This is a genomic window from Micromonospora sp. NPDC000121 (assembly GCF_042899165.1).
Lineage (GTDB): Bacteria > Actinomycetota > Actinomycetes > Mycobacteriales > Micromonosporaceae > Micromonospora.
Genome location: NZ_JBIAZP010000001.1, coordinates 639193 through 660709, shown reverse-complemented (window position 1 = coordinate 660709; position 21517 = coordinate 639193). Strand labels below are relative to the sequence as shown.

Annotated in this window: 22 protein-coding genes; 11 read left to right on the top strand and 11 right to left on the bottom strand. The window is 74.0% G+C overall.

What is annotated here, in order from left to right; genetic code table 11:
- Positions 1–317: 317 nt before the first annotated feature.
- The 3 genes from ACFY23_RS03190 to ACFY23_RS03180 form a co-directional block, all read right to left on the bottom strand.
- Positions 318–551 carry a winged helix-turn-helix domain-containing protein gene (locus ACFY23_RS03190; protein ID WP_350680660.1) on the bottom strand — a complete coding sequence of 78 codons (234 nt, stop codon included), beginning with the start codon at positions 549–551 and terminating at the stop codon, positions 318–320.
- A 291-nt stretch (positions 552–842) separates the two neighbouring features.
- On the bottom strand, positions 843–1439 hold the full coding sequence (locus ACFY23_RS03185) for a dihydrofolate reductase family protein (RefSeq protein WP_350680662.1): 597 nt from the start codon (positions 1437–1439) through the stop codon (positions 843–845).
- A complete protein-coding gene (locus ACFY23_RS03180; protein WP_350680664.1) occupies positions 1439–2203 on the bottom strand; it encodes a TIGR03089 family protein in 765 nt (254 codons plus the stop codon). Before ACFY23_RS03180 ends, ACFY23_RS03185 begins: the two co-directional genes overlap by 1 nt.
- 324 nt (positions 2204–2527) lie before the next feature.
- Between ACFY23_RS03180 and ACFY23_RS03175 the strand changes: the two genes are divergently transcribed.
- Positions 2528–3598: a hypothetical protein gene (locus ACFY23_RS03175; protein WP_350818906.1), complete on the top strand. Its 1071-nt coding sequence runs from the start codon at positions 2528–2530 to the stop codon at positions 3596–3598.
- Between the two features lie 6 nt (positions 3599–3604).
- Here the strand turns inward: ACFY23_RS03175 and ligD (ACFY23_RS03170) are convergent, their stop codons facing one another.
- Both ligD (ACFY23_RS03170) and ligD (ACFY23_RS03165) read right to left on the bottom strand, forming a co-directional pair.
- Complete coding sequence (gene ligD / locus ACFY23_RS03170) at positions 3605–4519, bottom strand: non-homologous end-joining DNA ligase (RefSeq protein ID WP_350680668.1); 915 nt, start codon at positions 4517–4519, stop codon at positions 3605–3607.
- Positions 4509–5450, bottom strand: a complete 942-nt coding sequence (gene ligD, locus ACFY23_RS03165; RefSeq protein WP_350680670.1) for a non-homologous end-joining DNA ligase — start codon at positions 5448–5450, stop codon at positions 4509–4511. The genes ligD (ACFY23_RS03170) and ligD (ACFY23_RS03165) overlap by 11 nt, the downstream gene beginning before the upstream one ends.
- A gap of 85 nt (positions 5451–5535) precedes the next feature.
- On the opposite strand from ligD (ACFY23_RS03165), the gene ACFY23_RS03160 reads away from it, so the two are divergent.
- The 6 genes from ACFY23_RS03160 to ACFY23_RS03135 all read left to right on the top strand — a co-directional run bounded on the left by ACFY23_RS03160 (position 5536) and on the right by ACFY23_RS03135 (position 10058).
- Complete coding sequence (locus tag ACFY23_RS03160) at positions 5536–6549, top strand: Ku protein (protein WP_350680672.1); 1014 nt, start codon at positions 5536–5538, stop codon at positions 6547–6549.
- A gap of 178 nt (positions 6550–6727) precedes the next feature.
- Positions 6728–7120, top strand: a complete 393-nt coding sequence (locus ACFY23_RS03155; protein ID WP_350680674.1) for a MerR family transcriptional regulator — start codon at positions 6728–6730, stop codon at positions 7118–7120.
- Positions 7090–7437: a thioredoxin gene (gene trxA, locus ACFY23_RS03150; protein ID WP_350680676.1), complete on the top strand. Its 348-nt coding sequence runs from the start codon at positions 7090–7092 to the stop codon at positions 7435–7437. Before ACFY23_RS03155 ends, trxA begins: the two co-directional genes overlap by 31 nt.
- A 151-nt stretch (positions 7438–7588) precedes the next feature.
- Positions 7589–8269 carry an FKBP-type peptidyl-prolyl cis-trans isomerase gene (locus ACFY23_RS03145; RefSeq protein ID WP_350680678.1) on the top strand — a complete coding sequence of 227 codons (681 nt, stop codon included), beginning with the start codon at positions 7589–7591 and terminating at the stop codon, positions 8267–8269.
- Between the two features lie 195 nt (positions 8270–8464).
- Positions 8465–9289 carry a hypothetical protein gene (locus ACFY23_RS03140; protein ID WP_350680720.1) on the top strand — a complete coding sequence of 275 codons (825 nt, stop codon included), beginning with the start codon at positions 8465–8467 and terminating at the stop codon, positions 9287–9289.
- Between the two features lie 115 nt (positions 9290–9404).
- Positions 9405–10058: an HAD family phosphatase gene (locus tag ACFY23_RS03135; protein ID WP_350680680.1), complete on the top strand. Its 654-nt coding sequence runs from the start codon at positions 9405–9407 to the stop codon at positions 10056–10058.
- A 4-nt stretch (positions 10059–10062) separates the two neighbouring features.
- On the opposite strand, the gene ACFY23_RS03130 is transcribed toward ACFY23_RS03135, so the two are convergent.
- Positions 10063–10587, bottom strand: a complete 525-nt coding sequence (locus ACFY23_RS03130; RefSeq protein ID WP_350680682.1) for a class I SAM-dependent methyltransferase — start codon at positions 10585–10587, stop codon at positions 10063–10065.
- A gap of 287 nt (positions 10588–10874) precedes the next feature.
- On the opposite strand from ACFY23_RS03130, the gene ACFY23_RS03125 reads away from it, so the two are divergent.
- On the top strand, positions 10875–11891 hold the full coding sequence (locus tag ACFY23_RS03125; RefSeq protein WP_350680684.1) for an NADPH:quinone reductase: 1017 nt from the start codon (positions 10875–10877) through the stop codon (positions 11889–11891).
- Between the two features lie 221 nt (positions 11892–12112).
- Here the strand turns inward: ACFY23_RS03125 and ACFY23_RS03120 are convergent, their stop codons facing one another.
- Positions 12113–13762: a fatty acid--CoA ligase gene (locus ACFY23_RS03120; protein WP_350680686.1), complete on the bottom strand. Its 1650-nt coding sequence runs from the start codon at positions 13760–13762 to the stop codon at positions 12113–12115.
- Positions 13763–13845: 83 nt separating this feature from the next.
- On the opposite strand from ACFY23_RS03120, the gene ACFY23_RS03115 reads away from it, so the two are divergent.
- Complete coding sequence (locus ACFY23_RS03115; protein WP_350680688.1) at positions 13846–14337, top strand: NUDIX domain-containing protein; 492 nt, start codon at positions 13846–13848, stop codon at positions 14335–14337.
- A 59-nt stretch (positions 14338–14396) separates the two neighbouring features.
- On the opposite strand, the gene ACFY23_RS03110 is transcribed toward ACFY23_RS03115, so the two are convergent.
- Complete coding sequence (locus tag ACFY23_RS03110) at positions 14397–16064, bottom strand: MDR family MFS transporter (protein WP_350680690.1); 1668 nt, start codon at positions 16062–16064, stop codon at positions 14397–14399.
- A 118-nt stretch (positions 16065–16182) separates the two neighbouring features.
- On the bottom strand, positions 16183–16743 hold the full coding sequence (locus ACFY23_RS03105; protein ID WP_350680692.1) for a type 1 glutamine amidotransferase domain-containing protein: 561 nt from the start codon (positions 16741–16743) through the stop codon (positions 16183–16185).
- 117 nt (positions 16744–16860) lie between these two features.
- Between ACFY23_RS03105 and rfaE2 the strand changes: the two genes are divergently transcribed.
- Both rfaE2 and ACFY23_RS03095 read left to right on the top strand, forming a co-directional pair.
- Positions 16861–18903: a D-glycero-beta-D-manno-heptose 1-phosphate adenylyltransferase gene (gene rfaE2, locus ACFY23_RS03100; protein ID WP_350680694.1), complete on the top strand. Its 2043-nt coding sequence runs from the start codon at positions 16861–16863 to the stop codon at positions 18901–18903.
- On the top strand, positions 18900–19778 hold the full coding sequence (locus ACFY23_RS03095; RefSeq protein ID WP_350680696.1) for a glycosyltransferase: 879 nt from the start codon (positions 18900–18902) through the stop codon (positions 19776–19778). The genes rfaE2 and ACFY23_RS03095 overlap by 4 nt, the downstream gene beginning before the upstream one ends.
- Positions 19779–19799: 21 nt before the next feature.
- On the opposite strand, the gene ACFY23_RS03090 is transcribed toward ACFY23_RS03095, so the two are convergent.
- Together ACFY23_RS03090 and ACFY23_RS03085 are read right to left on the bottom strand one after the other, a co-directional pair.
- Complete coding sequence (locus tag ACFY23_RS03090; protein WP_350680698.1) at positions 19800–20921, bottom strand: glycosyltransferase family 9 protein; 1122 nt, start codon at positions 20919–20921, stop codon at positions 19800–19802.
- A 9-nt stretch (positions 20922–20930) separates the two neighbouring features.
- A complete protein-coding gene (locus tag ACFY23_RS03085) occupies positions 20931–21464 on the bottom strand; it encodes an Hsp20/alpha crystallin family protein (RefSeq protein ID WP_350680700.1) in 534 nt (177 codons plus the stop codon).
- Positions 21465–21517 lie beyond the last annotated feature (53 nt).

Here is a 21517-nt window from a genome sequence, read left to right as displayed (position 1 = left end):
CCACGCTAGGCCACGGCCCGGCGCGAAATCGCGATGGCCGATCCGACATACGCGAGAAGAGGCATGCGATGAGGGACAGGATCCTCCAAGCTCTGAAGAGGCAGACAAAGTCGATCATGGTGCGCCGCAGGCGCAAGGATTCCATGATCAGCAAGCGGGGCCGCTCCAGAAGGCCCGGCAGGCTCTTCCAATAAGCGCTTCGGCCTGCGCAGACGGGTTTACGAGCCGCCGACCGCAGCCCGTCAACCCGGACCTAGATCGATGCGGCCGAGCAGGAAGGCCTTTGCCCTTGGCATCCGCTCGGCCGCTGAAACCCGCTAGTCGCCCCCTGGCCGAGTCCCGGTGACGTACACGCCCTTGCCTTGATGGCCTTCGACCAACCCCTCGGCCTGCAGAATCAGCAAAGCTGATCGGACCGGCTCGGCCGAGACGCCGTGGTGCGCAGACATCTCACGCAGTGAAGGCAGCTTCGCGCCGGGGCCGTACTCACCCGATGCGATCTCGTCGCGGATGTCCTGGGCTATGCGCTGGCGGTCTGAAATTCGGGGCATGACAACTCCTGGTAGGCCCCAAGATCCTCCCACGCCGGCGGCGCGCGTTGCGCCCTGCCGACCGACCACACCGTGCCCTGCTCCCGCCGCCCCTGGCGGACCCGCACCCAACCTGGGTGAGGACGCCCCCGCCGCCCGGCGCACTCCGACCACGCTGCTCCGGCCAAATCTTGGACATTTCCGTTCGCTGGGAACGACAACTGTCCAAGATCGCCAAAGGGGGCGGTGCAGTTCCGGCCGTTGGGCGACGGGTGAGCCGGCGCTGACGGCTGGTCGTGACCTGCCTGGCGACTACGGCCGGCGGACCCGGTAGTAGAGGTGGGTGACCTGGTCGCCCTCGATGACCGTCGGCCCGGTCAGCTCGACCGGCGGGTGCCCGAGCTGGTCGAAGAACGGCACCCCGCCGCCGAGCAGGACCGGCACGAGGTTGACCCGTATCTCGTCCAGCAACCCGGCGTCGAGGCACTGGCGGGCGATGCTGCCGCCGTTGACCCCGACCCAGCAGTCGCCGGCCAGCTCCCGGGCCTGGGCGACGGCGGCCTCGATGCCCTCGGTGACGAAGGTGAACGGCGCGTCCGGCCGGGGCCAGCCGTCCGGCACGTGGTGGGTGACCACCACGACCGGCTTGTCCAGCGGGTGCCGGCCGTCCCAGCCGCCGATCATGTCGAAGAGCCGCCGGCCGACGACCAGGGCACCGGTCTCGTCCACGGTGCGCCGCAGGTGGCCGGCGCTCGCCGGGGAGGTGCGGAACGCCATCTCCGGCTTGGCGGTCGGCGTGGGGACCTCGCCGTTCTCGTACCACCGGAAGAGCAGGTCGAAGCCGCTCTCGCCCGGCCCGGAGATGTAGCCGTCCAGCGACATGCTCGCCTCGGTGTAGACCCCGGCCATCACAGCACCCGGGTGATCTGCTCGGCCGCGATCCGGGCGTCGAGGGTCGCCGGGTCGAGGTTGGCGCAGAGCACCACCGACGCGCCGACGGCCAGCGGCGCCAGCAGCCAGTACACGGGCTGCTCGTGCTCGGCGACGTCGACCAGCAGCCGGTCGCCGGCCCGCAGGTCGAGCCGCTCGGCCACGGCCCGCGCGACGCTGCCCCACTCGCGGTAGCTCGTGCCGTCCGAGCTGGCCGCGTCGGCGCTGGTCAGCGGGGCGGACGCGGGCAGCGCGTCGGTGTGCCGGGCCACCTCGGCGAGCCAGTCCAGGTAGCCCAGGGGCACCTCGATCAACGGGGTGGACCCGAGCCCGAGGACGTAGCGGTGCGTGCCCTCGGGCACGTCCTCCAGCCAGTCGTCCAGCCGCTTCGCGCTGACGAAGACCGCGTCGAACGGCTCGTTGTCGCCCGGCCCGAGCTGCGGCAGGCCGGCCGTCGCCCGGGGGCGGAACGACACCGCCACGCCGGCCGACCAGGCGCCCAGCAGCACGGCGGCGGTCTGCCAGTGGGCCGGGAGCAGCACTGCGGCCCGGTCGCCGACGCCCAGCCCGCAGCCCTCGCGCAGCAGCGCGGCGGCCCGCGCCGCCCAGCGGCCCAGCTCCGTCGCGGTCAGGTCGACCCGCTCGCCGGTCGCGTCATCGAGGTACGTCAGCAGCGGCTGGTCCGCCCCGGCGGGCCGGTCACCGGCCGGCGACTCCCGGACGAGGGCATCGGTCAGGCTCATCACGCACTCCTCGGGCAGGCTCTGGTCACCCTACTCAACCGGCGCGGGACCGGCGTCCCACCGACGCGCCGGGCCGGGCGGTTCCCGGCAGGCCACCCGCAGCGCCGGCACCGTCTCGCCGAAGAATCCGGCCGCACCAGCCGCCACGGAGGGCCGGCCCGGGCATTGACAGAGGTTGCCAGACTCGTGGCGCGGGGACCGGGGCGGGCGGTGCCTCCCGCCGTTCACAGCACGCCGGCACGTCCGGACAGGAGGTCTCTGCCATGCGCTCATCTGGACGACGCGCGGGTCGCGGCGGCGCTTGCGGCACTGCTGGCCGGGTCGGTGCTGGCCGGGCCGGCGCCCGCCACGGCGGATCCGCTGCCGGTCATCAACCCCACGATCACGGCCACCGTCTGGGCGCACTCCCCGACCACCGCCGAGTACCGCATCACCGGCGGCTACAGCGTCCACTCCGGCGAGGGCGACGTCGTCGTGCGGCGGACCGGCACCGGGGCGTACACGGTGGTGCTGGAGGGCGGGGCGACCACCGGCGGGGTGGCGCACGCGGTGGCGTACGGCGGCGGGCCGGTGTTCTGCACGGTGGCCGGCTGGTACCGCAGCCTGGTCGCCCCCGACCTGCTGATCCAGGTGCGCTGCTTCGCCGCGACCGGCATCCCGGTGGACAGCAGGTTCGTTACCACCTTCACCAACGTCCGCCAGATCAGTCAGGGCCGACTGGCGTGGTTCGTCACCGACCAGGCGGTGCCCAGCGGGCTGCGCACCCTGCCGGCCACGTACCGGTACGACTCGACCGGCGGGGAGATCGCCTACGAGCGCCTCGGCACCGGGCGGTACCGCTTCCAGATGAACCGGAACCCGGTCAGCGAGTACGGCCCGATTTTCCCGATGTCGCACGTGACCGCGCTCGGCGGCACCGCCGTGCACTGCCAGATCGATCCGCCGGACGCGTGGGTTGTCTACTGCGCGAACGCGGCCGGCAACCCGGTGGACGCCCGTTTCGTCGTCACCTACGGCTCGCGGGTGGACCTGCTCGGCCGGGCGTCGGGACCGCGTTTCGCCAGCGGGGTGTTCTACGGCGAGGACATCAGCGGCACCTCGATCTGGGGCGAGAGCTACAACTCGACGATCCCGGGCTTCGGCGGCGCGGCGGGCACCGTGCTCGGCACCGGGCGTTACCAGGTGCGCTTCGCCGGCACCGGGACCGCCTACGGCACGGCCTTCGTCAACTCCTTCATGACCAGTTTCCAGCGTCCGCCACGCGGCTACTGCGTGCTGGTCAGCCGGTTCCCGTCCGGGGCCGACACCGTCATCTCGGTCAACTGCTACGCCTACCTCGGGGTGCCGGCCAACCTGAACGCGCGGGTCTCGTACACCACCTGGCCGGCCGCCTGACGGGGCTCAGCGGGTCGGCAGCTCCGGGCCGCCGTCGAGCAGGGGGGCCAGCAGGTCCCCCTGCTTCTCCACCCGGGTCAGCACCTCACCGGCCGTGTACGGCTTGCTCGACGGCCGCTTCCCGGCCGCGCCCGCCTCGACCTCGTCCCAGGTCAGCGGGGTGGACACGGACGGCACCGACTGGGCCCGCAGCGAGTACGGCGACACCGTCGTCTTGGCCGCGTTGTTCTGGCTCCAGTCGATAAAAACCTTGCCCGGCCGCAGGTTCTTCGCCATCTTCGACACGACCAGTTTCGGGTGCGCCCGTTCCAGCTCCTGGGCGATCCGCTTGGCGTAGGCGGACACGTCCTCGGCGTCCTGCGTGCCGGCGATCGGGCAGCAGAGCTGCATGCCCTTCTTCCCGGACGTCTTCGGGTAGCTGTCGATGCCGTCCTCGGCGAGCCGGTCCCGCATCAGCAGCGCCACCTGGCAGCACTGGCGCAGCGCGGCCGGCGGCCCCGGGTCCAGGTCGACGACCATCATGTCCGGGTGTTCGCCGATCTTCCACTGTGGGGTGTGCAGCTCCAGCGCGGCGAGGTTGGCCAGCCAGACCAGGGTGGGCAGGTCGTCGGCGACGACGTAGTCGATGGTCTCCCGACCCTTGCTCGACCCGGGCGCGGGCAGCGTCTCGGTGCGCACCCAGCGGGGGGTGGCGGCCGGGGCGTTCTTCTCGAAGAACGAGCCGCCGGTCACCCCGTTGGGGAAGCGGATCCGGGTCAACGCCCGGCCTTGCAGGTGCGGCAGGAGCACCGGGGCGATGCGCGTGTAGTAGTCGATCACCTCGCCCTTCGTGAACCCGGCGTCGGGATAGAGCACCTTGTCCAGGTTGGACACCTCCAGCGAACGCCCCTCGACCTCCACCTTCAACCGCTCACCCGGCATCCTCTACCTCCTCGGCGGGCTTGTCCGGCCGCAGCCGGAGCACCCGGGGGAACCGCAGCCGCCCGTCCGGGGTGCGCTGGCCGTACTTCACCTCCACCACGATCCTCGGTGTTACCCAGATCGCGCCCCGGGCATCCTCGCGCGGCAGGGCGTCGGCGAACGGCGACGTGCCGGCCCGCAGCGGCTCCAGCTCGCGGAGCAGTTCCCGCTCGATGGCCGCGCCGATGCCGCCGCCGACCCGCCCCCGGTAGGTGAGCCGCCCGTCCGGGCGCGGCACCCCGACCAGCAGGCCGCCGATCTTCCGCGCCCCGGGCCGCCAGCCGCCGACCACGAAGTCGCCGGTCACCTCCAGCTTGACCTTCACCCAGTCCGGCGAGCGCACCCCCGGGCGGTAGACCGAGTCGACCCGCTTGGCCATCACCCCCTCCAGGCCGTGCTCGCCCGCCGCCTCGTAGGTGGCCAGACCGTCGGGAAAGACCGGCGACACCGCCCACCGGGCCCCGCCGAGCCCCAGGCCGTCCAGGGCCTCCCTTCGGCGGGCGTACGACCGGCCGGTCAGGTCCTCGCCGTCGAGCCGGAGCAGGTCGAAGATCATGTACGTCACCGGGCTGACCGCCGCCAGCCGGGCGGCCTTGTTCCGGTCGCGGACGTGCATCCGCTCCGCCAGGGCGGTGAACGAGGGCTGGCCGTGCTCGCCGAGCAGCACCACCTCGCCGTCGAGCAGCGCGTCGCCCACCTGCCGCTGGAGGGTGGCCAGCTCGGGGTACGCGACGGTGATCTCGACGCCGGATCGGGCGTACAGGTGCTGCCGGCCGCCGGAGATGTCGGCGAGCGCGCGGACCCCGTCCCACTTGAACTCGTACGCCCAGCCGGCACCCGCCGGGAGCTGCCCGGTCATCGCGAGCATCGGCTTGAGCGGCGCGCCGGGCACCTCACGACTGTACTTGCCCACGGAAGCGCTCGCGTGGCCTTCGATCTTTTGCGATCCTGGGCTGTACCGGCGAGAGGAGCACGGGATGCGGGCCATCTGGAAGGGAGCGGTCTCGTTCGGGCTGGTCTCGATCGGGGTGCGGGTCTACTCGGCCACCGAGGAGAAGGACATCCGCTTCCACCAGGTGCACCGGGAGGACGGCGGCCGGATCCGCTACAAGCGCACCTGCCAGGTCTGCGGCGAGGAGGTCACCTACGACGACATCGCCAAGGGCTACGACATCGGCGGCGGCGAGATGGTGATCCTGACCGACGAGGACTTCGCCGACCTGCCGCTGTCCACCTCACACGCGATCGACGTGCTGGAGTTCGTCCCCGCCGAGCAGGTCGACCCGATCCTCTACAACAAGGCGTACTTCCTGGAGCCGGAGGGCACCGCCACCAAGCCGTACGTGCTGCTGCGCGACGCGCTCGCCGACTCGGAGCGGGTGGCGATCGTCAAGGTGGCCCTGCGCCAGCGGGAGCAGCTCGCCACGCTGCGGGTACGGGAGGGCGTGCTGCTGCTCAACACGATGCTCTGGCCCGACGAGATCCGTACCCCCGACTTCGGCTTCCTGGACGAGGACCTGAAGGTCCGCCCGCCGGAGCTGGCCATGGCCAGCTCGCTGATCGACTCGATGGCCGGCGAGTTCGAGCCGGACGCCTTCACCGACGACTACCGGGCGGCCCTCCAGGAGGTCATCGACGCGAAGGTGGAGGGCCGCGAGGTGGTCCAGCCGGAGGAGGTCGAGGAGGCCCCGGCCGCGGCGGTGGACCTGATGGCGGCGCTGAAGGCGTCCGTGGAGCGGGCCAAGGCCGCCCGGGGTGAGGCGCCGGCCGGCGGCGGCGAGCCGACCCCGATCTCGGCGGCCCGCTCCGCGCAGAAGAAGGCGGCCGAGAAGAAGGCCGCCAAGGCGCCGGCCAAGAAGGCCGCCGAGAAGAAGGCGGCACCCAAGAAGGCGGCCGCGAAGAAGGCAGCCCCGAAGAAGGCCGCCGAGGGCGAGAAGAAGCCCGCGGCGAAGAAGGCGGCCCCGAAGAAGGCGGCCCGCAAGACCGCCTGACCCCCGCCGGGTCGCGCCCGTACCGCCCCCGCGCGAGCTGGTCTCGCGCTCGCCAATTCGTTAGCAGGGGGCCCTTCCTCTACCGGAAACGTTAATAAGGTGCCCTTCCTTACAGCGGAGGTTGCCTTGACGCCGGTGGCAAGGTCTAGCGTCGGTCGCGTCGGACGAGGGAGGTCGGATGCTGATCGGTGAGCTGGCGGAACGCGCCGGCACGAGCACCCGGACCCTGCGCTACTACGAGACGCACGGGCTGGTCCGGGCGGCCCGCTCGGCCAACGGCTACCGGGTGTACGACGAGGCGGAGCTGCACGTCGTACGCGAGATCCGGGCCCTGCTCGCGGTGGGCTTCGGGCTCGACGACATCCGCCCGTTCGTCGCCTGCCTGCGGGCCGGCAACGCCTCCGGCCACGTCTGCCCGGACTCCGTCGCGGTGCTGCGGCGGAAGCTGGCCGAGGTCGACGCCGGCATCGACCGACTGCACGCGGTCCGGCAGGAGCTGCGGGACCAACTCGCCCAGGCCATCGCCCACCGGGAGGAAACATGCTTGAGACTGCGCCGGACGGCTCGCTGACCGCCGTCACCGACGACACCTTCGCCGCCGTGGTGCTCGCCGCCGACCGGCCGGTGGTGGTCGACTTCTGGGCGGACTGGTGCCCGCCGTGCCGGGCCATCTCCCGCAGCCTCGCCGAGCTGGCCGGGGAGTTCGCCGGGCGGATGGTCTTCGCCACGATCGACACCGACGCGAACCCGGACACCACGCGCGCGTACGGAGTGCTGTCCCTGCCCACCCTCCTGGTCTTCCGCCGGGGCGAGGTGGTCGGCTCGATCGTCGGGGCCCGGCCGAAGCACCACCTGCGGCAGTCCCTGGCCCGGCACGTGGACGGCTGAGCCGCGGCGGCCGGCGGTGCCCTGCCCCGGGCGTTCCGGCCGGTGCGGGTGGGGCGCGGGTGGCGCGGGTGATGGAAGCGGCGACGACCGAGGCGGCACGGTGGGCGTCGGGGCGGGTACCGTGTGCGTCGACTTTCCCCCCGGCACTCCGATGCCGGCCACACCTTCGCAGCAGGGAGTCGACGCCGTGAGCGAGCGTACGCAGAACCGGTCCCAGAAGTCGGAGCGGCGCTTGGCCGCCCAGTTGGCCGCGAAGAAGGCGGCCGAGGCGAAGCGCCGCCGGCAGGCCTGGGCCGGCGGGCTCGCCGGCGTCGCCGTGGTCGCGGTGCTGATCGGCGTCTTCGTAACGATCGGGCAGAACGACGACGACTCCACGGACCAGGCGGCGACCACCCCGTCGTCGTCCGCCAGCGCGCCGGCGGCCGACACGCCCGCCGCCCCGCAGCTCCCGGAGGGCGCGGACCCGGCCCTGGGCACCAAGCCGACGGTCGCCGCTGGCAAGGGCGAGCTGAAGAAGCTCACCGTGACCCCGCTGATCAAGGGCACCGGCCCGGCGGTGCAGAAGGGCCAGACGATCACCACGAACTACGTGGGCGTCTTCTACGCCGACGGCAAGGAGTTCGACTCGTCGTGGAACGCCGGCCAGCCGGCCTCCTTCGCGATCGGCGTCGGCCAGGTCATCCCGGGCTGGGACCAGGGCCTGGTCGGGGTGACCGTCGGCAGCCGCGTGCAGCTCGACATCCCGGCCGAGCTGGCGTACGGCAACGACGCCTCCAGCGGCCGGCCGACCGGCCCGCTGCGCTTCGTCGTGGACGTGCTCGCGGCCCAGTGACCCGGGTGGCCGGCCCGGTTCGCCCGGGTTGTCGCCCTGGTGTGATGCAGTAGCCCACAGAGGGCTTCCGGCCCTTCACCCACCGGCAGTAGGTTCGGCGTCACCCCGGGCGATCCGTTGTCCGGGGTGACGACCCGACCGGACGCGGAGGTGCACGTGACGGCGCTGGACGACGCGGGGCGGATCGCCCGGGTGATGTGGACGCACTTCGAGCCGGTCCACGCGGTCACCTACTTCCATCCCCGGGCGCGGGCCGCCTTCGAGGCGGTCGGGCTGCGCGGCTTCTGGCGCGGCTACTTCGCCGGCCGGGCGGCGCCGCTCGGGCCCGTCGACGCCGCGCCGGTGTGCGGGGCGTTCTTCAGCTTCGCCCCGCACACGGTGGCGCGGGCGCTGCCGGCCGTCTGGCGGCTCGCCACCCCGCCGGAGGCGCTGCGCGCGCGGCTCACCGGCGCGGTGCAGGCGCTGGCCGAGCTGACCTACGAGCTGCCCGAGTCGCATCTGGTCGAGGCGGCCGAGCTGCTGGAGGCGGCCGCAGCCGAGGTGGAGACCGCCGGCCGGGTGCTCGCCGCCGCCAACGCCGCCCTGCCGCGCGGCGAATACCCGCTGGCCCGGCTCTGGCAGGCCGCCACGACACTGCGGGAGCACCGCGGTGACGGGCACGTCGCGGCGCTGGTCGCGGCCGACCTCGACCCGGTGGAGACGCTGGCCTGGCGGGTCGCGGCCGGCCTGTCCCCGCAGTACCTGGCCGGGCGGGGGTGGGCCGAGGAGCAGTGGGCCGCCGCCCGCGCCCGGCTGGCCGAGCGGGGCTGGCTCACCGCCGAGGGCGAGGCGACCGCGCAGGGTCGGGACCGGTTCCAGGCGATCGAGGACGCCACCGACGAAGCCGCCGCGCGACCGTGGCGGGCGCTAGGCCGGGAGCGCAGCGACCGGCTCCGGGAACTGCTCGAACCGATCGCCCGCGCCGGCCACACGGTCATCCCCGAGGAAAACCCGATCGGCCTGCCCGCCCCGCAGCGCTGACCGCCGCCGCCGGGCGGCCCGGCGCCGCCCGCCGGGTCGGCCCGCTCATCGGCTCCGCCCGGCCGCCGCCAGGCGGGACGGCACGGGTCGGCGCCCGATGGGGCAGGATGGGGCCGTGGCGGATGCGGTGATCTTCGACCTGGACGGCGTGATCGTGGACTCGGAGCCGGTCTGGGAAGAGGTGCGGCGGGCGTACGTGGCGGCGCACGGCGGGACCTGGCAGGCCGACACGCAGCGCCGGCTGATGGGCATGAGCACCGGCGAGTGGGCCCGGTACCTCAGCGACGAGCTGGGCGTCGACCGGAGCGCCGAGCAGGTCGCCGCCGAGGTGGTCGAGGAGATGACCCGGCGGTACGCGGCGCGCGTACCGCTGATCGACGGGGCCGACGAGGTGGTGCGCCGGCTGGCCGCGCGGTGGCCGCTGGGGCTCGCCAGTTCCTCGCCGACCCGGCTGATCACGGCGGCGCTGGCCGCGACGGGCCTGACCGACGCGTTCGGCGCGACGCTGTCGACCGAGGAGACGGAGCGGGGCAAGCCGGCGCCGGACGTCTACCTGGCCGTCGCCGGGCGGCTGGGCTTCGACCCGGCCCGCTGCGTCGCCGTGGAGGACTCGTCCAACGGCGTCCGGTCGGCGGCCGCCGCCGGGATGACGGTGGTGGCGGTGCCGCACGGGTCGTACCCGCTGGACCCGGACGCCGAGCGGCTCGCGGCGGTGCTGCTGGGCTCGGTGGACGAGCTGACCCCCGAGACGGTGGACCGGCTCGGGTAGCGGCTCAGGCCGGGCGGGCGACCACGTCGAGCAGCGGCGTCGGCCGGTCGACCCGGGCGACCTCCGCGACGGTCCAGCCCGCACCGCCCACCCGGTCGGTGAGCCGGTCGACGAGCGTGGCCAGCCGGGCGGGGTGCGGCGGCTCGTAGACCAGGTGCAGCATGCCGTCGGGGGCCAGCAGGCCGGCGAGTCGGCGGAACTCGGCCGTGGGCGGCCGGGTCCAGAACAGGTTGACGTTGACCGCGAGGATCCGGTCGTAGCGTTCCCCGGAGGAGTCCAGGGTGGACAGGTCGGCGTGCCGGAAGACGGCCCGGCCAGCGGCGACCTGCGCCGCGTTACGCTGGGCGGCGGCCCGCAGCGCGGTGGCGGACCGGTCGACCGCGACGACCCGGGCAACCTCCGGCATCGCGCAGATGAGCGCGACGGCCACCCCGTTGCCGCAGCCGATCTCCAGCACCCGGTGGCCGGCGCGCAGGTCGAGTCGCTCCACGGCCCAGCGCAGCCGCTCCGGCACCCGCCTGGTCGCCACGCCGCCAGCGTAGCCACGCCGGGCCAATCAGACCGCCCCGACTCGGGCTCGACCCTCCGGCGGGTCTGTTCGCCGACCAGCAACGCAGGCGTCGCCGAGCTGTCCCGCTGCCCACCGGCGCCGGCCGGTTCGGCGTCGGCGCCCGCCCCGTCCCGGATGGCCGATCCCTCCCGCCAGCCACCCGATTGGGCGGTTTCCGGCCCCGGCGGGGTCGGCATGAGGGCGGATCCGTCGGGTACGGCAGCCGACGGCGTCCCGCGCCGGGGCCGCCGGGTGAGGAGACGGGGATGAAGGCGATCGTGTACGAGCGCACCGGCGACGCCTCGGTGCTGCAACTGGTCGACCGGCCGGTGCCGGAGCCGGGTCCCGGCGAGGTGCTGGTGCGGGTGGCGGTCTCCGGGGTGAACCCGACGGACTGGAAGTCGCGCCAGCGGGGGCCGCTGCCGGACGGCTGGCAGACACCGGGGCAGGACGGCGCGGGGGTGATCGAGTCGGTCGGCGAGGGTGTCGACCGGGAGTTGATCGGCGAGCGGGTCTGGCTGTGGGAGGCCGCCTGGCAGCGCCCCTGGGGGACCGCCGCCGAGTACACGCTGGTGCCGGTCCGGCAGGCGGTGCCCCTCGGCGACGCCTCCTTCGACGTGGGGGCCTGCCTGGGCATTCCCTTCCTCACCGCGCACCGGTGCCTGACCGCCGGGGAGTACACGCCGGACCGGCTGCACGCCGGGTCGCTCAGCGACCACACGGTGCTCGTGCAGGGCGGGGCGGGCGCGGTGGGCAACGCGGCGATCCAGCTCGCGCGGTGGGCGGACGCCTGCGTGGTCGCCACGGTCAGCAGCCCGGAGAAGGCGCAGCTCGCGGCGGCGGCCGGGGCGTCCTTCGTGGTCAACTACCGGGAGCAGGACGTGGTCGAGGAGGTCCGCAAGATCGCGCCCGACGGGGTGCACACAATCGTCGAGGTCTCCGCGGCGCGCAACGCCGCGACCGACGTGCAACTGCTGGCGCGCGGCGGCGCGGTGTGCGTCTACGCCGACGACGGCGGGGACGAGGTGACCCTGCCGATCCGGCCGTCGATGGTGCCGAACGCGCGCTGGCAGTTCGTGCTCGTCTACACGGAGCCGAAGGCGGCCAAGGCCCAGGCGGTGGTGGACGTGGCCGCCGCGGCGGCGCAGGGCGGCATCCGGGTGGGCGAGGACGCGGGCCTGCCGCTGCACCACCACCCGCTCTCGGCGGCGGCGGCCGCGCACCGGGCGGTGGAGAACTCGGTGGTCGGGAAGGTGCTCATCAGCACCAGCGCCGCGGGGTGACGGTCGGCGGGTCAGACGGCCCAGCCACAAGGAACCCCTCTGAGCTGGGCGAATTTCCCCATCATCGGGACAGAGGCGAACAAGTTTCGCAACAATGATGGTGCGGGTCGCCCCGCAAGGAACGGGCGGCCCCGGCGCGGTGCGAACGCCGGGGCCGCCCCTGGGGAGGGATGTCAGGAGTGCGTCCCTTACCCCTACAGGCGACGGCCCGCCTGAAAACGTTACGGGGCCATCAGCTCCCGCACACTCAGCTCGCCCTCGGCGTACCTCGAACGCACCACCTTCTTGTCGAACTTGCCGACGCTGGTCTTCGGCACCGCGTCGATGACCGCCCAGCGCTCCGGCAACTGCCAGTGGGCCACCGACCCGGCCAGGAACTCCCGCAGCTCCTCGGGGTCGGCCGACGCCCCCTCGCGGAGGACGACGGTGGCCAGGGGCCGCTCCCCCCAGCGCTCGTCGGGCACCCCGACGACGCAGGCCTCCAGCACGGCCGGGTGGGCCATCAGCGCGTTCTCCAGCTCGACCGAGGAGATCCACTCACCGCCGGACTTGATCACGTCCTTCGACCGGTCGGTGAGGGTGATGAAGCCGTCCGGCGAGAGGGTGCCGACGTCGCCGGTGCGCAGCCAGCCGTCGCGGAACTTCTCCTCGTCCGGGGTGTCGTCGCCGAGGTAGCGGGCCGTCACCCAGGGCCCACGGACCTCCAACTCGCCGACGGACGACCCGTCGGCGGGCATCAGCTCGCCCAGCGGGCCGACGATCCGGGCCTCGACCCCGGCCGGCACCCGGCCCTGCGTGTAGCGGTAGCGCCAGGCGTCGTCGCCGGTCGCCCCGGCCGGCGGGCGGGCCACCGAGCCGAGCGGTGACATCTCGGTCATCCCCCAGGCGTGCACCACGTCGATGCCGTGCCGCTCGCCGAACGCGTGCATCAGCGCCGGCGGGCAGGCCGACCCGCCGACGATCACCTCCTTGAGCGAGGAGGTGTCCACCTCGCGGCTGTCCAGGTGGGCCAGCAGGTCGTTCCAGATGGTCGGCACCGCGCCGCCCAGGGTGGGCCGCTCGGCGGCGATCATGTCCGCGATCGGCGCGGCCTGGAGGAACCGGTCCGGCATGATCAGCGACGCCCCGCAGGTGAAGGCCGCGTACGGCAGGCCCCAGGCCATCGCGTGGAACATCGGCACGATCACCAGCTCGCGGTCGGTCGGGCCGAGGCCGAACGACTCCGGCATGCAGATCTGGAGGGAGTGCAGGTAGATCGAGCGGTGCGAGTAGGCCACGCCCTTGGGGTGCCCGGTGGTCCCGGAGGTGTAGCAGAGGGCGGCGGCGTCGCGCTCGTCCACCTCCGGCCAGTCGTAGACCTCCGGCCGGTTGGCCAGCAGCGCGTCCCAGTGGTGTACGGCGATCCGGTCGCCGGCCGCCGCGACCAGCGGGGCCGGGTCCCCGCCGCCGACCACGACCACGTGCCGCACCGTGGTCATCTCGCCGATCACCCGGGCGAGCAGCGGGACGAGCGTCGAGTCGACCAGCACCACCCGGTCCTCGGCGTGGTTGGCGATGTAGGCGAGCTGGTCCGGGAAGAGCCGGATGTTGAGGGTGTGCAGCACGGCGCCCATGCTCGGCACCGCGAAGTAGGCCACGAGGTGCTCGTTGTTGTTCCACATGAAGGTGGCGACCCGCTCGTCGCCGGTGACCCCGCACTCGTCGCGCAGCGCGTGGGCCAGCCGGGCGGCCGTCCGCCCGACCTCGGCGTACGACATGCGGCGCGGTTCGCCGCCGGTCCACGTGACGACCTCGGCCGTGCCGTGCACGGTCGAGCCGTGGGTGAGGATCCGCGCGACCTGGAGAGGGGCGTCCATCATCGTGCTACGCATGGGCAACAAATTAGTGTCGCCGGTCACACCTTGGGAACCCTGGAAAGCCCGTCCACTCCCGGCCGGCCCCGTAAATTGTCCGGGTGAGCATCTCCTGGGCCGATTCGTACGTGGGCCAGTTGCGCGCGCTGGCCGGTGACCGGACGCTGATGTTCGTCGGGGCCCGCGCCGTGGTCCGCGACAACGCCGGGCGCGTCCTGCTGATCCAACGCTCCGACAACCACCAGTGGGCCCTGCCGGCCGGGGCGATGGAGCTGGGTGAGTCGATAGCCGACTGCGCCGTCCGCGAGGTGCGCGAGGAGACCGGCCTGCGGGCGCTGCGGGTCAGCGCCTTCGCCCTCTACACCGGCCCGGACCGCACCCACACCAACATGTACGGCCACACGTACCAGATCTTCACGACCGCGTTCCGGGTCGAGGAGTGGGACGGCAAACTGGCCCGGGTCACCGACGAGACCGTCGACGCCGGCTTCTTCCACCGGGAGCAGTTCCCGGCCCCGCTCTCCTCCAGCGTCCCCGAGACCCTGGCCGACCTCGACGTCTTCGAGCAGACCAACCGCCTGATCCTCAAGTGACCCGGGCCGGGGCGCGCCGCGGGCACCCTTCGCGCCCTTGGTGACGGCCGCCGGGTCAATCACAGCATCGTCTGGCTCTTCGCCTCCATCTCGGCGGCGGCCTCGTCCTTCGACTCCCGGGACAGCGGCTTGCCGCCCGGCGCCGGGGCCTCGCCGCCGAGGCCGTCCGTGCCGCCCGTGGTGCCGCCCGGCCCCGCCCCGCGCAGCTTCTCGTTCGGCAGCGCGAGGGTGACCAGCACCGCCACGATCGCGATCAGCCCGGTGGTCAGGAAGACCAGGTGCAGCGACTCGACGAACGCCACCTGGACGGCCGCGCGTACGGGGGCGGGCAGGGCCAGGATGGTGGCCGGGTCGTTGACCGAGACGTCCGCCCCGCCGCTCGCCGCCACCGCGGCCTGCTGCTGCGGCGGCAACTGGGCGATCGCCCCCGGCAGCCGGTCGGCCAGCTCGGAGGTGAGCCGCGACGACAGCACCGCGCCGAGGATGGCGACGCCGAACGACCCGCCCAGCGACCGGAAGAACGTCGCCGACGAGGTGCCGGCGCCCAGGTCCCGCATCGAGACGGCGTTCTGCACGGCCAGGATCAGCGACTGCATGCAGAGCCCCAGCCCGACGCCGATCACCACCATGAAGCCGAAGGCCACCCAGAGCGAGGTCTCCACCTCCAGCCGGGTGAACAGCAGCATGCCGACCAGCAGCACCGCCGCACCGGCCACCGGGAACCACTTGTACCGCCCGATCCGGCTCATCGCCCGGCCGGTCAGCACCGAGGTGACGATGATGCCGGCCATCATCGGCAGCATCAGCAGGCCGCTGCGGGTCGGCGAGGCGCCCTTGACGATCTGGAGGTAGAGCGGGATGAAGATGATCGACCCGAACATCACCAGGCCGAGCACGAAGCCGGCGCTGTTGGCCAGCGCGAAGGTGGCGCTGCGGAACAGCCGCAGCGGCAGGATCGGCTCGGCGACCCGGGCCTCCTGGAGCACGAAGGCCACGCCGAGCACCGCGCCCGCGACGAAGAGCCCGATGATCACGCCGGAGCCCCAGGCGTACTCGTTGCCGCCCCAGCTCAGCGCGAGCAGCAGGCAGCTCACCCCGGCCACCAGCAGCGCCGCGCCGAGCCAGTCGATCGCGTGGTCGCGCCGGGTGAACGGGACCAGCCGCATCACCCGGGAGCAGACCACGATCGCCAGGATCGCCAGCGGCACGTTGACGTAGAAGATCCACCGCCAGTCGGTCTCGGCGAAGTAGCCGCCGACCAGCGGCCCGGCGACCGAGGAGAGGCCGAAGACCGCCCCGAACAGCCCCTGGTAGCGACCGCGTTCCCGGGGCGCGACCACGTCCGAGATGATGGTGAACGCCAGCGTCATCAGGCCGCCGGCGCCGAGCCCCTGGATCCCCCGGGTGACGATGAGCTGGGTCATGTCCTGCGACAGGCCGGCCAGCAGCGAGCCGAGCAGGAACGTGCCGATGGAGAAGAGGAACACCGGGCGGCGCCCGTACAGGTCGGCCATCTTGCCGTAGAGCGGCGTCGAGGCGGTGGAGGCGAGCAGGTACGCCGTCACCACCCACGAGTAGTGGTTGATCCCGCCCAGCTCGCCGACGATCGTCGGCAGGGCGGTGCCGACGATCGTCTGGTCGAGCGCGGCCAGCAGCATGCCGGTCATCAGGCCGAACATGAGTAGCCGGATCTGCCGCCTGTTGAGCACCGGGGTTTCCGTGGTCATCCCAGGTCCTTTCCCCGCCCACCCGAAACATGCGTGCCGGCTCGTGGCCGGTCGGGTCGACCGTGAGGCGGGCCGGCGGCGTCGGCCGTCGGCCCGCCGACCGCCGGTCGACGAGGGATCACCGGGACGGGTGCGGCCCCTCGGCGAACTCCTCGACGATCTTCGCGCAGAAGGCCGGCAGGTCGTCGGGCTTTCGGCTGCTGACCAGCCCGTTGTCCGTGACGACCTGCTCGTCGACCCAGGTCGCGCCCGCGTTGGTCAGGTCGGTGCGCAGGCTCGGCCAGGAGGTCATCCGGCGGCCCCGCACCACGTCCGCCTCGATCAGCGTCCACGGGCCGTGGCAGATCACCCCGACCGGCTTGCCGGCGTCGAAGAACCCCCTGACGAAGCGCACCGCGTCCGGGTCGGTCCGCAGGAAGTCGGGGTTCGCCACCCCGCCGGGCAGCACCAGCGCGTCGTAGCCGCCGGCGTCCGCGTCGGCCGTGGTCACGTCCACGTCGTACGCGGTGGACCGGTCCAGGTGGTTGAAGGACCGGATCGAGCCGGGCCTGAGCGAGACCAGCACCGCCGTGGCGCCGGCCTGCTCCACCGCCTCGCGGGGCTGGACGTACTCGACCTCCTCCACGCCGTCGGCGGCCAGGAACGCGACCCGCTTGCCCTGAAGTGTCGTCGCTGCCATGTCGGTGTCTCTCCTCTCCGGGGGTACCGTCCGTCCCTTCCCGGGGCCCGGTGCCCGAAACCCGCGCCCCGGGGGCGCCCAGGTTTGACGGGGGTGCCGCGGGGGACCCGGGGAGGCATGGCAGGAGCAGCAGCGGAACAGCGCCGGCTCGCCACGGTGGTGGAGGGCTGGCTGGGGCGTCCCGTCCTGGTCATCGGCGACGCCATGCTCGACGACTGGCGGTTCGCCGAGTCCGACCGGCTCTGCCGGGAGGCGCCCGCCCCCGTCCTCACCCTGCGCCGCCGGATCTCGGCGGCCGGCGGGGCGGCGAACACCGCGGTGAACGTCGCCGCGCTCGGCGGCCGGGCGGTGCTGGTCGCCCCGGTCGGCGCGGACGTCGCCGGGGACGAGTTGCACGACTGTCTGGACCGGGCCGGCGTCTGGGACCGTACGGTCAACCAGCCCGGCCGCCCGACGCCGGTGAAGCGGCGCATGCTGGCCGGCAACCAGATCCTGCTGCGCGAGGACTCCGGCGACCCCGACGACGCGCTCGACGACGACGGGGTGTCCCGGCTGCTCACCGCGCTGGACTGCGCGACCGAGGAGCTGCGCGCCGCCGCCGGCGGCGAGGCACCCACCCTGGTGGTCTGCGACTACGGCCTGGGCGCGCTGCCCGCGCCGGTGCGCGCCTGGCTGGTCGCCCAGCGGGAGCGGTACGCCACGGTCGCCCTCGACGCCCACGACCTGGCCGACTGGCGGGGCCTCGCCCCGACCGTGGTGACGCCGAGCTTCGCCGAGGCGACCCGGCTGCTCGCCCGGGCCGCCGGCACCCGGCCGGCGCACGGCGTCGAGCTGCACCTGGACCACCCGGACGGCGACCCGGCCGACGGCCCCTCCGAGCTGACCGTGGGCGCGGCGCCGGGCGGCCTCGGGCCGCTCCACGGCACCCGCCACCTCGACGCAAAGGGCCCGACCGGGACCACCACCAGCCTGACCGGGACCGACCCGGCCGGGACCGCCGGCGGCCTGACCGGAACCGACCCGGCCAGCGGCAACGCCAACAGCCTGACCGGGACCGACCCGGCCGGGGACGCCGGCAGCCTGACCGGGACCGACCCGGCCGGGGACGCTGGCAGCCTGACCGGGACCGGCCCGGTCGGCGGCGGAACGGGACCGGCCGGGCCCGGGACGGGCGCCGTCGGCGGCAGTCTCGGGCCGACCGGCGAGCCGACGCCCGGCGAGGGCCGGGTGGCGTTGACCGGGGACGGGCTCACCGTGACCGGCACCGGCGTCACCGTCAACGCCACGGCGGGCGAGGGCGTCGACCGGGCAGTGCTGGCCGAGTCCCGCCTCGCCGAGCTGCGCGCGCACACCGGCGCCGACGTGGTGGCGGTGACCCTGGACACCGACGGGGCGGTGGTCGGCGGGGCCGACGGCGAGCCCCGGCGCAGCCACAGCACCCCGGTGCCCGCCAGCCACGCGGTCGGCGCGGGGGACGCGTACCTGGCGGCGATGACGCTGGCGCTGGCCGCCGACGCGCCGCTGCCGACCGCCGCCCAACTGGCGCAGCTCGCCGCGACCATCACCGTCTCCGACACCGGCACCTGCGTGTGCCGCCGGGAGGACCTGCTCGCGGCCCTGGACGTGCCGGTCGACGGGGCCGGTCACCGGTCGCTGGTCGGAGCCGACGAACTCGCCGCGCTCGTCGCGGAGCACCGCCGGGCGGGCCGCTCGATCGTCTTCACCAACGGCTGCTTCGACGTGCTGCACCGCGGCCACGTGCGCTACCTGGAGCAGGCCCGGGCCCTCGGCGACCTGCTGGTGGTGGCGGTCAACTCCGACGGCAGCGTACGCCGGCTGAAGGGCCCGGACCGGCCGGTGAACCCGGTCGAGGACCGGATCGCGCTGTTGGCCGCGCTGGCCTGCGTCGACCACGTGGTGGTCTTCGAGGAGGACTCCCCGGCGGGTCTCATCGAGACCGTCCGTCCCGACGTGTACGTCAAGGGTGGCGACTACCCGCCGGAGATGGTGCCGGAGGCCCCGCTGGTCCGCCGGCTCGGCGGGCAGGTCCGCACCCTCGGGTACGTGCCGGACCGCTCCACCTCGGCGATCATCGACCGGATCCGGTCGCACAGCCCGGAACCCCAGGGGGGCTCCTCCCTGACGAGCAAGCCGTCGTGAGCCGCCCGCTCGACCTCGGCACGGCCGCGCGGTTCCGCGCCGAACGGCTGCTCGACGTGCTGATCCCGACCCGCAACCGCCCGGCCGAGCTGGCGGTCACGCTTTCCGGGCTGGCCGCCCAGGAGGGCGTGCCCGGCTTCGGGGTGGTGGTCAGCGACCAGTCCGACGGCGACGCCGCGTACCGGCACCCGGCGGCGGCCACCATGGTCCGGACGCTGCGCCACCGGGGTCACCCGGTGCTGCTGACCCGCCGGCTGCCCCGGCGGGGGCTGGCCGAGCACCGGGCCTACCTGCTGGCCGCCTCCGCCGCCCGGTACGTGCTCTGCCTCGACGACGACGTCTGGCTGGAGCCGGGCACCCTGGCCCGGCTGGTCACCGCCATGGAGGAACTGGGCTGCGGCTTCGTCGGCAACGCCGTGCACGGGCTGTCGTACGCCGACGACGTCCGGCCGGAGACGCACCGGCACTACGAGGAGTGGACCGGCCGGCCCACGCCGGAGCGGATCCGTCCGGGCACCCCCGAGTGGGACCGGGCGTCGATCCACCCGGCGGCGAACCTGCTGCACGTCACCCGGAAGCTGGACCTGCCGCCGGGGGCCTGGCGGGCGTACAAGGTGTCCTGGATCGGCGGCTGCGTGCTCTACGACCGGGCCAAGCTCCTCGATTCCGGCGGCTTCGACTTCTGGCGGCGGGTGCAGGAGAAGCACCAGGGCGAGGACGTCGCCGCCCAGCTCGCCGTGCTGGCGCGCCACGGCGGCGCCGGCGTCCTGCCCAGCGGCGCGTACCACCTGGAGTCGCCGACGACGGTCACCGACCGGGACGTGGAGGCGTGGGAGGTCGTTCTCGCCGAGGAGGACGCGGCCCAACCGGCCTGAACCCGCCACCCGCGGCCGTGCTCAGGGCGCGCCGGGCTCGGGGTGCAGCAGCTCGCGGGCCGCCTCCACGACCTCCGCCACCGGCACGTCGGTGACGAACGAGTCCCGGTGCGGGCACTCGCCGTCGCCGGGACGGTGCGGGTAGATGCCGGGGGTGCAGTCCACCCCGCAGACCGGGCAGAGCACCGTCCACGAGGCGATCGGCCGGTGCCGGCCGCGCAGCAGGTTCGCCACGTTGATCAGGTTGCCGACCCAGTAGACGCCGACGGTCGCGGTGCCCACGGCGGCGGCGAGGTGCAGCGGCCCGGTGTCGTTGGAGACCACCAGTTGACAGCCGGCGTAGCAGCCGGCCAGCCCGCCGAGGCTGAGCGTGCCCACCTGCGGCCGGACCGGCACCCCGGCCGCCGCGACCACCCGGTCGACCACCTCCTGCTCGGCGGGGGTGCCGGTGACCAGCACCTCGTACCCGTCGCCGACCAGCTCGCGGGCGACCTCGGCGAAGCGTTCGGCGGGCCAGCGCCGGCGGGTGTCCGTCGCGCCGGGATGCAGCGCGACCCTGGGCCGCCGCGGCGGGCCGAGCACCTCGGCCGCCTCGGCCCGGTCGGCGTCGGTGACGGCCAGCGTCGGCACGACCGTGGTGGCGGACGCGCCCACCAGCGCGGCCACCTCCAGGTAGCGGACCACCTCGTGCTGGTAGTAGACGTACCGGATCCAGCGGTCCAGCGGCGGGGCGTCCTCGGCGCGCAGCCCGGCGGTGACGCGGGCGCCGAGTGCGCCGACGAACGGGTTGGAGTTGGCTCCCCCGCCGTGCACCTGCAGCGCCAGGTCGAAGCGCTCCTGGCGCGCCGTGGCGAGGAAGTCGTCCATCGACGACTCCGGCTCGCCCGGCTCCGGATAGCGGATCCCGGGCGCGGGCGGCACCACCAGGACCCGGTCCACCGGGCCGGGCCGGTCGCGCCAGAGCTTCGCGTGCCACGGCGCACCGAGCAGCACGATCTCCGCTTCCGGGTACGCGGCGCGCAGCGCGTCCAGCGCCGGCAGGACGAAGATGAAGTCGCCGAGCGCGTTGGCGCGCAGCACGGCGATCCGCTCGACGTCGGGCACGCGCCCGGCGACCGGGCCGAGCACGTCCGGGGTGACCACGCGCCCCCGCTACGGCCGGTCGGTCTCGCCGACCGCGATGTCCGGGTGGTGCATCTCCCGGTCGGCGGCCGGGTCCACGACGGTGCGCGTACCCACCGGGGCGCCGGGGCGCCCGACGGTGATGGTGCGGGGCGCGGGGCGGGCGGCGCGCGGCAGCCGGACCCGGAGCAGGCCGTGGTCCATCACCGCGTCGATGGCGTCGGGGTCCACGCGGGCGGGCAGGTCGACCCGGTACTCGAAGCCTCGCGTCTCGAAGCCGCCGGGGATGCCGTGGTCGGCGTTGACCTCGGCCTCGGAGCGGGCCCGGACGCACAGCTCGCGGTCGTCCAGCTCAACCGCCACCTCCTCCGGCGCCACGCCGGGCAGCCGCACCACGACCTCCCAGCCGTCGGCGGTCCCGGCCAGCTCGACGTCCGGCGGCCCGGCCCGCCCGCCGACCAGCCGGCGCAGCTCACTCCGCAGGGACTGCAACTCGCCCATCGGGTCCCAGCCCTGCTGCCGGCCGCGCCAGCCCCGGCCGGACCCGCCACTCTGCTCGCTCATGCCGGCCCTCCGCTCTGCTCGCTCACGTCGGCCCTCCGCTACGCTCCGTGCCG

Bases quoted from the DNA above. Each gene is read 5' to 3' on its own strand.
- ACFY23_RS03185 (WP_350680662.1), bottom strand. From the start codon at position 1,439: ATGGCCGGGGTCTACACCGAGGCGAGCATGTCGCTGGACGGCTACATC.
- trxA (WP_350680676.1), top strand. From the start codon at position 7,090: ATGCTTGAGACTGCGCCGGACGGCTCGCTGACCGCCGTCACCGACGAC.
- ACFY23_RS03180 (WP_350680664.1), bottom strand. From the start codon at position 2,203: ATGAGCCTGACCGATGCCCTCGTCCGGGAGTCGCCGGCCGGTGACCGG.
- ACFY23_RS03140 (WP_350680720.1), top strand. From the start codon at position 8,465: ATGTGGACGCACTTCGAGCCGGTCCACGCGGTCACCTACTTCCATCCC.
- ACFY23_RS03120 (WP_350680686.1), bottom strand. From the start codon at position 13,762: ATGCGTAGCACGATGATGGACGCCCCTCTCCAGGTCGCGCGGATCCTC.
- ligD (WP_350680668.1), bottom strand. From the start codon at position 4,519: ATGCCGGGTGAGCGGTTGAAGGTGGAGGTCGAGGGGCGTTCGCTGGAG.
- ACFY23_RS03145 (WP_350680678.1), top strand. From the start codon at position 7,589: ATGCCGGCCACACCTTCGCAGCAGGGAGTCGACGCCGTGAGCGAGCGT.
- ACFY23_RS03190 (WP_350680660.1), bottom strand. From the start codon at position 551: ATGCCCCGAATTTCAGACCGCCAGCGCATAGCCCAGGACATCCGCGAC.
- ACFY23_RS03155 (WP_350680674.1), top strand. From the start codon at position 6,728: ATGCTGATCGGTGAGCTGGCGGAACGCGCCGGCACGAGCACCCGGACC.
- ACFY23_RS03105 (WP_350680692.1), bottom strand. From the start codon at position 16,743: ATGGCAGCGACGACACTTCAGGGCAAGCGGGTCGCGTTCCTGGCCGCC.
- ACFY23_RS03085 (WP_350680700.1), bottom strand. From the start codon at position 21,464: ATGAGCGAGCAGAGTGGCGGGTCCGGCCGGGGCTGGCGCGGCCGGCAG.
- ACFY23_RS03125 (WP_350680684.1), top strand. From the start codon at position 10,875: ATGAAGGCGATCGTGTACGAGCGCACCGGCGACGCCTCGGTGCTGCAA.
- ACFY23_RS03160 (WP_350680672.1), top strand. From the start codon at position 5,536: ATGCGGGCCATCTGGAAGGGAGCGGTCTCGTTCGGGCTGGTCTCGATC.
- rfaE2 (WP_350680694.1), top strand. From the start codon at position 16,861: ATGGCAGGAGCAGCAGCGGAACAGCGCCGGCTCGCCACGGTGGTGGAG.
- ACFY23_RS03110 (WP_350680690.1), bottom strand. From the start codon at position 16,064: ATGACCACGGAAACCCCGGTGCTCAACAGGCGGCAGATCCGGCTACTC.